Below are 13,565 nucleotides of genomic sequence, written 5' to 3'. Positions count from 1 at the left end.
CGGTTCAGATCTTCACTTCGGGATTGACGCGCGCCTGGTCAACGATCACCGAACCCACACCCCAGGTGTCGAGCAGCGCCTTGTAGGTACCATCGGCGATCAGGGCGTTGATGGTGTCGGCGATCAACTGCGTCAACGCCATATCGGATTTGGCAACGGCAATGCCGTTTGGACCATGCTTGCTTAAGGCACCACCAGCCGGCTTCATGGTCTCAAACGCACCGTTGGACTGCTTTGCCGCATAGCCGATACCTGCCTCGCCAGACACGGTGGCATCTGCACCGCCAGCCGCAACGCGGGTCAGCGCTTCCGGCTGTTTGGAAAACGGCAGAATGTCGATTTCGGCCTTGCCTGCGGATTTGCAGAGCTCGTTTTCAGCAATCACTGCCTTTTCATGATAGCTGCCAGACTGGATGGCGATCTTGCGGCCGCACAGGTCAGCAGGATCGAACTTGGCCGGGTTGCCGGCCTTCACCGCCCACATGCTACCCGTATCCGCATAGCTGACAAAATTGACGGCTTTCATGCGTTCATTGGTGACGGAAAACGCCGAAACGCCAATGTCAAACTTGCTGCCAAGGGCCGGCAGAATGGCTTCAAAAGCCGATGTCTGGAAATCGATCTTGACGCCGAGCTTCCTGCCAATGGCATTGGCAATATCGACATCAATACCCTCAGGCGTCTGGCCATCCTTTTCGCTCAGAAACTCCCAGGGCGCATAGGCCGTATCGGAGCCGATCGTCAGAACGCCGCTCGCCTTGATTTTTTCCGGCAATCGGGCGGCCAAACTGTCTTCAACCTTGATGGAGGAGGTGTCGAAACTCTGCGCAAGGCTCTGGCCGCTGAGTGACAGAACAGCGAGTGCGGCAAACACCGGCAGATGAGTAAGTGTCTTGTTCATTTTGTTCCCCATGTTGTTTTGCGACGGATTGAGTGACGCTTGGGAGGATCACTGTCATCATCCGACCATGACACTATGGGACCGGCAAAACAGTCCGTCCAATAATAAGATCGGGCCACTCTATTCGCTGAGGTTATTGCTTGCGCGACCGCGCGCCACAGTGACCGACGGCAGTATCATGCCCGCAGCGAGCACAAAGGAGAGGGGAGGTGGGGCGGCACTCGGCACCTTTCCTCTACCCCTGTGGGAGAGGAAGAAAAATCATCACCTTAGCTTGCTAAGTGATCAATTTTTCAGGTGAGGGGTTAGTCAGCTGTCGATGCTCGTCTTGCTCAAATATTGCGCCTACCGATCCTCATTCCTGTGCCTGTCACAGGAATCCAGCCGACGCGCGTCTGCGCGGCGAAAAGGCTTCTTTTCAGCCCCAAGACTTGGGCTGGCCTGGATCTCTGTGACGAGCACAGAGATGAGGGAAGTTGGAGTTGCCCACTGAGTGACTGGCGACGGCGTTAGGGTTGGGTTTGCCGCTCGGCACCTTTCCTCTACCCTTGTGGGAGAGGAAGAAAAATCATCACCTTAGCGTGCTAAGTGATAGATTTTTCAGGTGAGGGGTTAGTCAGCTGTCGATGCTCGTCTTGCTCAAATATTGCGCCAACCGATCCTCATTCCTGTGCTCGTCACAGGAATCCAGCCGACGCGCGTCGGCGCGGCGAAAGGCTTCTTTTCAGCCCAAAGACTTGGGCTGGCCTGGATCTCTGTGACAAGCACAGAGATGAGGGGGAGTATGTTGGTTGCACTGAACGACATAGGATAGCGTTCATGGGTTGGGATCGTGCCGCTCGGCGCTCCTACCTCTACCCTTGTGGGAGAGGAAGAAAAATCATCATCTTAGCGTGCTAAGTGATAGATTTTTCAGGTGAGGGGTTAGTCAGTTGTCGATGCTCGTCTTGCTCAAATATTGCGCCAACCGATCCTCATTCCTGTGCCTGTCACAGGAATCCAGCCGACGCGCGTCTGCGCGGCGAAAAGACCTTCTCCCATCCCCACGACTGGGGATGACTAGATTCCCGCAACAAGTGCGAGAAAGAGGGAAGCCGTGGTTTGCCGCTCGGCGCCTTACCTCTACCCTTGTGGGAGAGGAAGAAAAATCATCATCTTAGCTTGCTAAGTGATAGATTTTTCAGGTGAGGGGTTGGTGTGCTTGCTCACCGTCAGCGCTTTGACACCCGAAACCCCGCCCAAACCCATGATAATGTTGAAGTGGCGCAGCCTGCTGCCCATAAACCTTGCACTCAACACCTGTTAACGCAGCACCGCCGCTTCCTGTTTCTGTCTCTCTTCAGTCTTTGAAGGAAAGAGTGCAGCACTTATTCATTTTCAATCCTCTAGCAAGAGAACAGCAGCATTGCTGCGACACCAAACCACCCGCAATCTGCCGACTAAAAGCGTTGCGATTTGTGTTGATGTAGTGTTGACGGTGATGTTGCGGCGCGTATAAATTCCGCATCAGAGCAGGGGCGACCACCTATGTGAAAAGCCTCTAACGGCGCCAGTATTTCACCTTAACAACCTTGTTCGTGCCTAGTGTCACGGAATGAGACAAACCGTACGTGACCGGCCGTAACAGCCGGCGGTTTTGCGCGTCTGTAGTGTTGCTGTTGTGTTGTGTTTATGTTGCGTTCAGTGGAGGGCGGTCACATGTCAGGCATTTTGCAGAACCTTTCCGGCCTTGCGCTTGCGGCCGGGCTGATGGCCTTCGCCGCCGTGCAATTTAACGCGCAGGTTATGCGTGAAGACAGGATAAATCAGGAGATTGGCCCATGGCATCGCTCAATATCGCACCGATAACCGCGCTTCTCGATTTTGATGAGCTGAACATTGCCATCCATGGCCGTATGGACAGCGGCATTCTGATTTCCGGCCGCGCCGAACTGGAAGGCGATGCGGATGATTTTTATGTCACGGCTGTGTTTCTGGAGGATGGCAGCTGCTTAAGCCACGATGCCAGCGACGAAACGCCCTTCGAGACGGAGCTTTTCAAGCGCATCGTCAATGTCATCCATAACGACAAGACGGTGATTGGCCGTTACGCGGCCATCGAATGGGCCGATGCGGTGGAGCAGCACAAGCAACTGGTTTAACCCGTCGCTGGCCGGGCATGGACGACTGACCAAGCAATTCCAGAGAAAGTGGAAACCGGTTTCTCGTCCGGACATTGCGCAAAAAAGAGGGATTAGAGCATTTCGGCCCAAATCCTTTCACTGAAGGCTCTACATTGTTTCTCGTCATGCGGGTAAATTTCACCGACGCCTGAAACCGTAGATCACCCCCAAACCGCTGAAAATCATCATCAATTGCAAAATGACGGCGGGGAATAGGAATTAATTCACATTTCTTTATCCCCGGCGCGGTGCGAAGCTCTATCATGCCTGCCATGAGTTACAGAAGGAAGTTGTAGATGTATTCCGCAAATCAACGGCCAGCCGCAGCAGACTTCACCCACCAGCCAAAACCTGAGCGTAAGGCGCCAGTGCAGGCTGGTGCGGGGGCGGCTGGCCGTTCTGCGGGCCTCAGCCTTGGCGGATGTATTGAAACAATGTCCCCCAACCGGCCATTCCGGCTGACCGGCACGTTTGCCAAATTGCTATTTACGACCCGGCCGCATACCGGCGCAGAATACACACGCTACATGCTGGCGGTGGAAGACTGGTGCCACGCTGAAACTGACGACTATCACCAGGCAAACGCAGATAGTGAGCCGGCTTACCAAATGCGCCGTGCTGCATTGCTGGCGAGCCGTATCGGGCAGGCGGGTTGATCATGACACAGCACACCAACCATCCTGACAACACCGAAAACCAGCCTCAAACCCCTGACATGGTGCATGACACCAGATGGAGACGTCTAGCACATATGACAGAGCAAACCGTTGAACCCGCTGATATCAAGCCTGCGCAACAGCCCGGCACTACGCCTGCGGATGATCAGGCGCTGCTTGCCTTGCAGGCAGAACTGCATGAGGCCGCAAAGGTTGCTGACCAGCGTTTCCGCGATATGCCCGAGGATATGGCGCTAGAAGATGAGCTGGCGGAAATCGACGCCATCATGCAACTGGGCGATGCGCTGGCAGAACGCATGTTTGCGCTAACCCCCACCACATCATCCGGCATTGATGCGCGGGTGCGGGCCGAGGCGTGGCACAGCGGCGATTACATCACCACCTATCTGCGTCCATACCAATAAGCCTGTCTTTCGGCAGGGTCGGCAAGATGTGTGCAACAATTTGGACAATGCGCAGTGAGAACGTGGATTTCAGTTCTTACCCGCCCAACAAATCACAACGTCACTGTTGCCAGGGCTTGCAACTGACTTCAGGTTCGTCACATCCGATAACCTGTGTTATTCCGCGTTCACCAGAGCTTCCCGCTGGTAAATGAAGCGCATAACGTTGGCGATGGCGGGTGCCGGTTGCATCAGTACCGCTAATGTCGGCGGAACATTCTACTGCGACTTTGCAGCTGTTACGAACCGCCACTTTGCAAACTGGCCTGTTGTATTCATCAAGTCCTTGTTGCTTTTTGTGAGAAACACATGAAGCAATTTTCGTACTGTTACCAACCGCCGGGGCGTTAGATTTGGCCGTGGCACTGCCAGCGGAACCGCTTGCCTTCCGCTGCATCAGCGCGCGCCATTCTTCGTGCAAGGTGCTGTTTATAATCATTTGCCGCGCGAATTCAGCTTGGTTCCGCGGGGGATTCGAAGCCGCATCAAGCGCTCGATCTGCAGCAATCATTTTTTGATGTAAAGCGTGTATCTCTGGGTCCATCGACCAGTCTTCTTTGTACCATGAAGGCTCAAACGCGAAGGAGACTCCGGCAGATAGCGTTGCACAACAAATGAATCCGAATACGACACACGACAAAAGATAAGTGCTCCAGCGTGCCTTCGTGGCTGCGCTTGTTTGGGCGGTGTAATCTGCGCTTCTCTTGCCAGTGGATCGCAAAGAAATATCTCCAGTTTAGCAACATACGAGCAGCCTATATGACCATAACAGACGGGAAATCCCCCGTTTGGGTGATGCTGACAGCGGCGGATTTTATTAGCGTGCTGCACAGGGTTTTTGGGGGCCACTGCGTTGCGCAAAATATCGATATCATTGCTGTGTTTTGCGCTGTCGCAATGCCTCAGCCTGTTGTTGTTTCCACCCAGTGCCCGCGCCGATGTGCGCTGCATGACCATGCAGGGCGACAGCTGGGTCAATGGTTGCAATTCCGACATTCACTTTACCCACACGGATTGTGAAGGCGGGGTCGCCCGACTGAAGATCAAAGTGGGTGAAAAGCCACGCTACAGCCCATATCTCGCCCGCCAGAACCATCAGAAAAACTGCACCGTCACCATTCTCAGCGAATGTGTGCCTGACGATATCGAGCGCGGCATTTGCAAACTCGAACTGACCAACCCCTATCTGGAGTAAGCCCATGCCTTTGATGCCTGCGTCATCTATGTCGTCCGTGTTATGCCGTGCGGTTCTCAGTGCCGGCCTGTTATTGTCACCGGTCTCTGCGGCGCTGGCGCAGCAATCCCGCATCATCTCGGGCGATTGGGTGGCCGGTTGCGTTGAAAAATTCCGCGATGGCGCGCCGGTGGTCTATTGCGACCGGTTTGGCGGGTTTGTCACCAACACCTATCCGCCGGGCTGTGATGGCAATGCCGCATTCTACTGCTCTGGAATGGACCTGTGCACGCTGGCAACCTATGTGGCCGTCATCGACACCGATGATTATTACCGCCTGCAAAGCGAGATAGAGGATTGTGACGGGCCGGTCATGCAGCCGCTGCAGGGATGAGGGCGGTTGGGGCACCCATTGCGACACATCTCTAACGTTTTGATGACGTGAAACAGCGCGGCTGGCGCCTTACCTCTACCCTTGTGGGAGAGGACAGAAAATCACGGTCTTAGCGCCAGCTAAGTCGTAGATTTTCTTGGTGAGGGGTTCGTGAGCTTACACAACGCTCATTGCTTGACGCCGACGTTACTCCACTCACATCTCATACCTCGTCCTCGGGCCTGACCCGAGGATCAATCACAGGTATCCAGTCGTCGCGCGTCTGCGCGGCGGGAAGACTCTTTTCATCCCAAGGACTTGGGATGACTGGACTCCTGTAACCAGTACTGGAGTGAGGGTGGCTGCAGCACCACGCGGCTATACCCACCTACACCGTTGAAACCCCGTTAAGATTTGCCTTTTAGTCTGTGCCCATCCATTACGCGCGGATCAAAAACGGGGGCAACAATGCTGACAAGACGATCGCTGCTGAGGCAGGGTTTGGCCTCCGGCATGGTTTTATCACTGCCTGCCATCTCCCGCGCCGCCTTGCCAGAAACCGACGTGACCTTCCTTGTGGTCAATGACATCCATGCCTGCCAGATTGGCGATAGCCTCAGCCCCGGTTGCGCGGCGCAAGGCAAGACCGATGAAAATCTTCTGCGCCATATCCGTGGCCTCAACGGCGTAGACCAACACAACTGGCCGCAGGACATTTTGGGAAAACCAAGCGGTTTTACCTCCGCGGGCCAGCCCATCGCCGCGCCGCGCGGCGTCATTGTCTGCGGTGATGCCACCGATGATGGCGGCGGTCAGATGCCGGACCTTGGCGAGGGCACGCAGTTGCTACAATTTTCCAAACGTTACCGTCAGGGCGAAGGGCCGGATCGCATTCGTTACCCGGTTTATGTTGGGATGGGCAATCACGACCTCGATCAGGACGACCGCCCGCCGCAAATCGACTGGTACCGCGATGAGTTGCGCGACTATGTGCGCATGAACCACAAGCCGAGCATCTTTGCGACACCTGAGGTTCCCGCCGATAATTACGATTCCGCCTCCAACAATTATTCCTGGAACTGGGGTGGTCTGCATCTGGTGCAGGCCCAGCGTTACGGCGGCGATACCGACAAGGGCACGGCCAGCAGCCTGGCATGGTTGAAACATGACCTTGCCACCTATGCCGCAGATGGCCGCCCGGTGGTGCTGTTCCAGCATTATGGTTGGGACCAGTTTTCGCTAGAGCATTGGGACCCGGTAAAGAACACCTTCACGCCTGATGGTTCCGGCCCGCCGCACTGGTGGGGTGAAGAACAGCGTCAGGCGCTGCTTGATACGCTGTCCGGTTACAATGTCATCGGCATCTTCCACGGCCATGAGCATGATACGCCGATGGCCTACAAGGTCGGCGCTTATGATGTGTTCAAGGCCAAGGCCGCATTCATGGGCGGTTTTTGCGTGGTGCGCGTCACCAATACCCGTATGGACGTCGCCATCGGGCAGGTCGCCGGCAATGGCGATACCCTGTCGTTCGACGTCGGGTTTTCAAAGGTGTTGGGTTAGGGGGGGCTGGCGCCTTTACCTCTACCCTTGTGGGAGAGGAAGAAAAATCATGGTCTTAGCTTGCTAAGTCATAGATTTTTCAGGTGAGGGGTTGTTACCCCTGCAACTCTTATTGCGTTACACCAGCAGCCCCAACAAACTCTCCTCATACCTCGTGCTTGTCACAGGTATCCAGCCGTCACGCGTCCGCGTGACGAAAAGAGTCTCTTCATCCCCAAGACTGGGGCTGGGCCTGGATCTCTGTGACGAGCACAGAGATGAGGGAAGCCGTGGTCTACGCTCGGTGCCCTACCTCTACCCTTGTGGGAGAGGAAGAAAAATCAAGGTCTTAGCTTGCTAAGTCATAGATTTTTCAGGTGAGCGGTTGTTACCCCCTGCAACGCTTATTGCGTTACACCAGCAGCCCCAACACCCACCCCTCATACCTCGTGCTTGTCACAGGTATCCAGTCGACGCGCGTCTGCGCGGCGAAAGAGTCTTCTCATCCCCAAGACTGGGGCTGGGCCTGGATCTCTGTGACGAGCACAGAGATGAGGGAAGCCGTGGTCTACGCTCGGTGCCCTACTTCTACCCCTGTGGGAGAGGAAGAAAAATCATGGTCTTAGCTTGCTAAGTCATAGATTTTTCAGGTGAGGGGTTGTTACCCGTGCAACGCTTATTGTTTGACACCAACAGCCCCAACACCCCCATCAATCCGCCCATTCCTGATCGGCGGTGAACACGATTGTCAGCCAGCGGTCGGGGCCTTCGTCACCAATGCGGGCGCCGATTTCATCGCGTATCGCATCCCACTCGCTCAAACTTTTGGCCGGCAGGGTCTTCGGCGCAATGAAAAACAGCTCGATCTGCTTGGCGCGGCCAACCTTGGCAACATAGGCGCGGTGCGCGGTAAAGCCGTATTTCGCCACGATTTCCCTGGCAATCACATCCACGCTGTCGCGCAGTTCCGTAGGCGCAACCAGCAAAATATCGGCCACCGCCTGGCGCACATTGGCAATCGGCGTCGGCAAAATGAACACGCAGGCCAGCGCCAGCACCGCCGGGTCAACGTAAGGGGAAAGCCAGGCAAACTGCGTGCCTTCAATGGCGTAACCGACCAGAAAGGCCACCAAAAGCGCTGCGGTCAAACCCGCTGTCATGAACCACGCCTTGGCGTCCAGATCCACAAAGCCGGATTTCACCTCGCCGTTGGCCCGCCGCAGGAAGAAACCGGCACTGAGCGCCACCACAGTTGCCACAGATGCAAATATCATCGCCGGGCCGAAATCGACCACGCGGCCACCGTCAAGAATGCTTGAAATCGCACCCACCAGCGCCACACCGGCGGCACCCATCAACAGGCTGCCATTCAGCCCCAGAACCATCGGTTCCAGATGCCAGAACCCGACCGAAAACCGGTCCATGAACTTGCTCTTTTTGCCGCTTGTGGGCGATGGCGCGGCGGACGCCGTAATCAACCGCGCCACCAGCAGCGCAATGACCGTCATGAAGGCATCAGTCAGCGCGTAAACGCCATCAAACATGATGGCGGCGGAACCGGAGGTGAAACCAATGATAACGCCGAAGGCGGCCATCATCACCGTCAGGCCGATGGAGAGTTTAAGCAGGGATTGTTCGTTCATGATATTTATTCCGTAAGGGCCAGAGTGGCACTGTCAGCCTCAAGCGACACGTCACCATGACGGGACATGCGGGATATGCCGGCAACCAGCACATCTACCGTGGTGCCGAAGACAGAGTCTGGCGGTATTTCTGATAAAAAGGGCGCAATGCGCCGTGTGGCAGGGTAGTCTTGTTCATCCAGCTGTAAAAAGGCCTGCGCGTCCTCACCGGCCACCCGGCCCATGAAGCCGGATATCTCGGCCGTGATCAGCCCGATGATCGAGGCATACCAGCCAAGCCCGATGGGCAGCGCCATTTCAGGTGCCAAGCCGGCATCCTGCAACGCGCTCTGCACCGTTTCAATGTGGCGGTATTCGGCAGAACCGGATGACAAAAAGCGCGACATGGACTGGAATGTCTGCGGGTGGGCCAGCGCAACACGGCGATATTCAAAGGCAATGTGGCGCAGCCGCTCTTGCCAGGGCAAATCCGGTTCTGGTGGTTCAAGCCGCGCCACCAGCTGGTCGGAAAGCGCGCGCAACAACCCGTCCTTGGACTTGCAGTGGTAGAGAATTGTCATGGGGTCGCAGCCCAGCGCATCTGCCAGTTTGCGCAGGCTGAACTGGCGTTCGCCAAGGCTTTCCATAAGCACTGCCGCCGTCTCTATGATCTGCGCCCGCGTCAACATCTGGCACCTCTGTCCGTTGTCCTGATTTTCTTCTACAGCGTAGAGTTCTACAGTGTAGAATAAGAGAAATCAATGCGTTGCAGTTTGCTGTACGGCGTAACAGCGCGTGCATACGCCACATAAAACGCGGTCGTTTCAAATTGTAACGATTTGTTTTTGCAACGTTTAAAGGCTGGTTTGTTATCTCCCCATCAAGGCAAATGGGGGTTTTGAAATGTCGAGAGAAGCAAGCAATGCAGTGGGTGCTGGCGCGGTTATGAGCGCGGGCATTGCCTCAGGTGTGGTCGGTGGCGCGTCCGCCGCTGGCGGCATCATGAACATCGTCCGCAAGGTCGTTATCGCCGGCGATCTGGGCTGGGACCGCGACGGCATTTTTACCTGTTCGAAGTTTGCATTCAACTTCCGCACCCAGCAGGTGTTTGACGGCAAGGAAATGCACGCCTTTGAAGACATCACAAGCTATAGCTGGGACGAGCACATCATCAAGATCAGCATTCGCGGCCGTATCGAACCAAAGGCCATCAATGTCGGCATGCCGGAACGCTGCCAGATGATTGCCAAGATATTGGAGGATATCTGGGCTGGCGTGTCTTACGAGCCGGAAAAGAAGCGCCTGTTGCCAACCTTCCGCAAGCGCGTGCACCGGGTCAAGATCCGCACGGCCTTCCGTTATGCCATCCGCAGTTTCTTCCTTGGCATCTTTTTCGGTATTCCCATTACCGGTGAAATGGGCCTTCATGGCGATCCACGCTTCTTCGGGGTGCTGTGGTTCATGGCCGGCGTTTTTGCGCTGTCTGTCGCATGGCGCAAGTTCAAGCCGGTGAAAGAACCGGTCTGGCAACCCGCCACCTGATAAAGTCAGGACACTATTGGGGCAGGGATGACGTGGAGTGGTTGGTTGCCGCAACCGACCCTCATTCCTGTGCCTGTCACAGGAATCCAGTGCCGCGCGTCTGCACGGCGAAAGAGTCTTTTTCAGCCCAAAGACTTGGGCTGGGCCTGGATTCCCGCAACAAGCGCGGGAATGAGGGAAATTGTGGCCGCCACCGAGTTCCTGATGATAACGTTGTTGTCGGTAGCGCCACTGGCGCCCCACCTCTACCCTTGTGGGAGAGGAAGAAAAATCATGGTCTTAGCTACGCTAAGTCATAGATTTTTCAGGTGAGGGGTTCTTTTTGTCCGCATGCTCGTCACTCGTGCGCCGTCATACCTGGGCTTGTCACAAGTATCTAACCACGTCTCGTGAAACGAAACATATTTGGCTGGGGCAGTGTTAAATCCACACTGTCGCGGCGCACATAATGTGGAAAATTTATACGCAATCAGGACTTCTCCCTTCGGCTTAGTCCCATCGTTTCTCAACATACATCATGGCCACATCGGCATTGTATTTGCCTTGCCCTATCCAACCACTGACATCCACAGTCAACACGCTGTCGTCGTCAAAATATAATGTCATGAATTTTGCGCGATCACTTGCTTGGAAACCAGCAAGGTTGGTTTCAGTTTCTTTAGATTCTGCGCACGTTTTAATCTCTGCCACGAGGTCGCTGAGATACATATCTTGCGCATTTATAACGCGCTCCTCATCTCCTCCGGAGGGAAGTTCAACCCCATATTCACACACATATTCCAGCATGTTCAGGTCGTTTTCCGTCCAGCGCACAAAGCATTTTGGGAAGCCAAACACCGCACTCGCTGAAACGGTTACATTGTCCGTCACCGGCTGTGGGTCCTTATTCAATTTCACCAAAGTAGCGTGCACGCTCTTGATATCATCACACACCTCCCTGGCCGCGACGGATGATGCCATAAGCAATGACAGGAACGAACAAAGTGCAAATCTCATCAGTGCAGCCATCTTGGTTCAGTTGCGTCTTTTCTTGAGGTACGTAATCGCAGTTTGGGCTTGATATTTGTCGTCACCAATCCCGCCGGTAATATCCACACCTAGGGCAAGTCCTTCATCAAAACGCTGGAACATGAAATATCCAAAATGGCTACCAACCATACCCGAGACACTTTCGTCGGATTGGTCAAACCCGGTACAGCTTTTCAGCTCTGATGCGAGATCTGTGAGAAATACATCCTGTGCGGCCATAACGTCTTCCCCTGCCTGTGCAGGGGGAAGGTCCACCTTATATTCACAAACGTGCTCCAGCGCATTGAGACCGTTTTGTGTGTACTGGACACGGCAATTCGGAAAACCAAACATGGCGTTTGTAGACACTGAACGGCTCTCGAGCACCGCAGCCGGATCTGCATCATATTTTTCCAGTGCCAGACGTGCGGCTTTGAAGTCCTGACAAACCTCACTGGCTGCAACAGGCGACGTCAGCAAAACTGACATTATAAGGCAAAAGCAGGTCTTAAAGGTTGCTTGAAAAGACATCGTCATTGCGCGGTTTGCTCCTGAACCCATTCCGGAAAAGTGCCGGAATGTTTAGCGTCATAGATCACTGACTTGCCCTTGAATTTGAATTCGTCGCCGTCCTGCAACGCCGTAAAATCAAGGCATTTTCCATCGATATCCGTGTAGACCATCCTTGGGCCAAGCATGCAGCTTGGAAAGACCTTTTCACCCTCGGCGCGCGTCACTACCGGACGTGCATTCAGGTCTTTTGCTCGCATCCATGCGGCATAATCCGGTTCCCAGGTTGTATAGGATCTGGCTTTCGATGCGCCCATTTCATCCAGTGTGTCCATGATCCACTCGCGGTGATACGACACATGAAAGAAGGAAAGCGCATTGGAACACAGCGGAATATTGCTTTCCTTTTTCCAAAATTTCAGCGCCTCCTTCATGTCGTCAGGAAGCTTGCCGTAGCCATCTGCGGATGACTGAATTCCCAGCAAATAATGGACACGCTGGCCGGAAACATCCTGACTTGGACCTGCTACGGTAACCGGGCCTCCAGAGTCACCAACGCACATCAGGCTCGATTTTTGGACCAGGGTGCTCATCATGAAATGGTCCAATCCATCCGCCTTTTTAGGTCTGGCCATCTCGGCAAACCACATTTCGGAAACTGGTTTGTAAATGGCATCCCGACCATGGCCGAAAATGTAATATTTCGGCCCATCCGCACGTTCCAAGGTTGCGTCCCACTCCGGCGGAACGATCGTGACCGGCTTGGCATAATCGGAAGGTCTTTCAAGCTGGATCAGCGCCAGGTCGTGATACTGGCTGGCCTCGCTTCTTGTGAAGCTGGAATACATCGGCTCGGGATAACCGCCATTATAGAGCGGATGAACCACCCATTTTTTTGCCTCTATCGTATCAACTTTAACCGGGGTCGCGCTTTTGAGAAATTTGACCAACACATGCCGCGCCTTCGATACGCAGTGCCCGGCCGTGATGATGATGTCAGGGGCAATGGCGGCCCCAAGACATTGGCTGAACTGCGGGTCTCCCTTGTTTTTATAGGCCTGGATCGACACGACAAAACCGGATGCATTGCCAAGCGGATCTTGCGACACATTGATGCCGTCAACCATGGCGCGGGCCTGCTGTGGCACAAACAGCAGTGAAACTGCCATCAGCATTGCGCTCAAAAACGTGAGGGCATTCCATGCCCGCAAGCCGGTACTCTGCGTATTGTCCATCGTTCCCCAAAATCCCCTGGCGTCTGTAAAGGGGGGATGCCCGCTCACCCCACTCTGCTGCCGAAGCATAAGCCGGGACGGCAACGCCAACCTCCCCAATTTGGGTGAGAGGTTTTGGGTTTTTTTGGTGAAAATGACGGCGGGTCGGGGCGGCAATATTGCTCCACCTTCACCTCATTCCTGTGCTCGTCACAGGAATCCAGGCCAGCCCAAGTCCTTGGGCTGAAAGACCGTCTTCCGTCGCGCAGATTCATGAAAACCGGGCAGGGCGGGGCATGCCAAACAGCAAATAAAACCCCGGCCAATCGACAAGGCCGGGGTTACACCTGCTCAAACATCACACCTAAAAACCCCTCACAATATACAGCGCGTCACT

Annotated in this window: 15 protein-coding genes; 8 read left to right on the top strand and 7 right to left on the bottom strand. The window is 54.8% G+C overall.

The window, feature by feature from the left end; genetic code table 11:
- Positions 1-4: 4 nt before the first annotated feature.
- Positions 5-901, bottom strand: coding sequence for an ABC transporter substrate-binding protein (locus M2418_RS10360; protein ID WP_192491640.1), 897 nt, complete (start codon positions 899-901; stop codon positions 5-7).
- Positions 902-2,599: 1,698 nt separating this feature from the next.
- On the opposite strand from M2418_RS10360, the gene M2418_RS10355 reads away from it, so the two are divergent.
- From M2418_RS10355 to M2418_RS10340, 4 genes are all read left to right on the top strand, one after another.
- Positions 2,600-2,749: a hypothetical protein gene (locus M2418_RS10355; RefSeq protein ID WP_259146334.1), complete on the top strand. Its 150-nt coding sequence runs from the start codon at positions 2,600-2,602 to the stop codon at positions 2,747-2,749.
- A complete protein-coding gene (locus M2418_RS10350; protein ID WP_259146333.1) occupies positions 2,722-3,042 on the top strand; it encodes a hypothetical protein in 321 nt (106 codons plus the stop codon). Before M2418_RS10355 ends, M2418_RS10350 begins: the two co-directional genes overlap by 28 nt.
- A gap of 317 nt (positions 3,043-3,359) precedes the next feature.
- Positions 3,360-3,719, top strand: a complete 360-nt coding sequence (locus tag M2418_RS10345) for a hypothetical protein (RefSeq protein WP_259146332.1) — start codon at positions 3,360-3,362, stop codon at positions 3,717-3,719.
- A 2-nt stretch (positions 3,720-3,721) separates the two neighbouring features.
- On the top strand, positions 3,722-4,144 hold the full coding sequence (locus M2418_RS10340) for a hypothetical protein (protein WP_259146330.1): 423 nt from the start codon (positions 3,722-3,724) through the stop codon (positions 4,142-4,144).
- A 100-nt stretch (positions 4,145-4,244) separates the two neighbouring features.
- Here the strand turns inward: M2418_RS10340 and M2418_RS10335 are convergent, their stop codons facing one another.
- Complete coding sequence (locus M2418_RS10335) at positions 4,245-4,727, bottom strand: hypothetical protein (RefSeq protein WP_192491636.1); 483 nt, start codon at positions 4,725-4,727, stop codon at positions 4,245-4,247.
- A 309-nt stretch (positions 4,728-5,036) separates the two neighbouring features.
- Between M2418_RS10335 and M2418_RS10330 the strand changes: the two genes are divergently transcribed.
- The 3 genes from M2418_RS10330 (at position 5,037) to M2418_RS10320 (ending at position 7,293) form a co-directional block, all read left to right on the top strand.
- The gene (locus tag M2418_RS10330) at positions 5,037-5,378 is read left to right on the top strand and encodes a hypothetical protein (protein WP_259146329.1); all 342 of its coding nucleotides are present in this window, start codon (positions 5,037-5,039) and stop codon (positions 5,376-5,378) included.
- A 4-nt stretch (positions 5,379-5,382) separates the two neighbouring features.
- Positions 5,383-5,751, top strand: coding sequence for a hypothetical protein (locus tag M2418_RS10325; RefSeq protein ID WP_259146328.1), 369 nt, complete (start codon positions 5,383-5,385; stop codon positions 5,749-5,751).
- Between the two features lie 447 nt (positions 5,752-6,198).
- On the top strand, positions 6,199-7,293 hold the full coding sequence (locus M2418_RS10320) for a metallophosphoesterase (RefSeq protein ID WP_259146327.1): 1,095 nt from the start codon (positions 6,199-6,201) through the stop codon (positions 7,291-7,293).
- Positions 7,294-7,982: 689 nt separating this feature from the next.
- On the opposite strand, the gene M2418_RS10315 is transcribed toward M2418_RS10320, so the two are convergent.
- Both M2418_RS10315 and M2418_RS10310 read right to left on the bottom strand, forming a co-directional pair.
- Positions 7,983-8,915, bottom strand: a complete 933-nt coding sequence (locus tag M2418_RS10315) for a cation diffusion facilitator family transporter (protein ID WP_259146325.1) — start codon at positions 8,913-8,915, stop codon at positions 7,983-7,985.
- A gap of 5 nt (positions 8,916-8,920) precedes the next feature.
- Positions 8,921-9,583, bottom strand: coding sequence for a TetR/AcrR family transcriptional regulator (locus M2418_RS10310; RefSeq protein WP_259146323.1), 663 nt, complete (start codon positions 9,581-9,583; stop codon positions 8,921-8,923).
- Between the two features lie 214 nt (positions 9,584-9,797).
- On the opposite strand from M2418_RS10310, the gene M2418_RS10305 reads away from it, so the two are divergent.
- Entirely contained in the window at positions 9,798-10,436 is a 639-nt protein-coding gene (locus M2418_RS10305) for a hypothetical protein (protein WP_259146321.1), read from the top strand.
- A gap of 489 nt (positions 10,437-10,925) precedes the next feature.
- On the opposite strand, the gene M2418_RS10300 is transcribed toward M2418_RS10305, so the two are convergent.
- From M2418_RS10300 to M2418_RS10290, 3 genes are read right to left on the bottom strand one after another with little or no spacing between them, the layout of a single operon-like run.
- Entirely contained in the window at positions 10,926-11,444 is a 519-nt protein-coding gene (locus tag M2418_RS10300) for a hypothetical protein (protein WP_259146319.1), read from the bottom strand.
- A 6-nt stretch (positions 11,445-11,450) separates the two neighbouring features.
- Positions 11,451-11,981, bottom strand: coding sequence for a hypothetical protein (locus M2418_RS10295; protein WP_259146317.1), 531 nt, complete (start codon positions 11,979-11,981; stop codon positions 11,451-11,453).
- The gene (locus M2418_RS10290) at positions 11,978-13,189 is read right to left on the bottom strand and encodes a trypsin-like serine protease (protein WP_259146316.1); all 1,212 of its coding nucleotides are present in this window, start codon (positions 13,187-13,189) and stop codon (positions 11,978-11,980) included. The genes M2418_RS10295 and M2418_RS10290 overlap by 4 nt, the downstream gene beginning before the upstream one ends.
- Positions 13,190-13,565 lie beyond the last annotated feature (376 nt).

This window comes from Rhizobium sp. BIGb0125, assembly GCF_024810055.1.
GTDB lineage: Bacteria > Pseudomonadota > Alphaproteobacteria > Rhizobiales > Rhizobiaceae > Agrobacterium.
The sequence above is the reverse complement of the archived record's forward strand: the minus strand, read 5'-3'. Positions and strand labels throughout refer to the sequence as shown.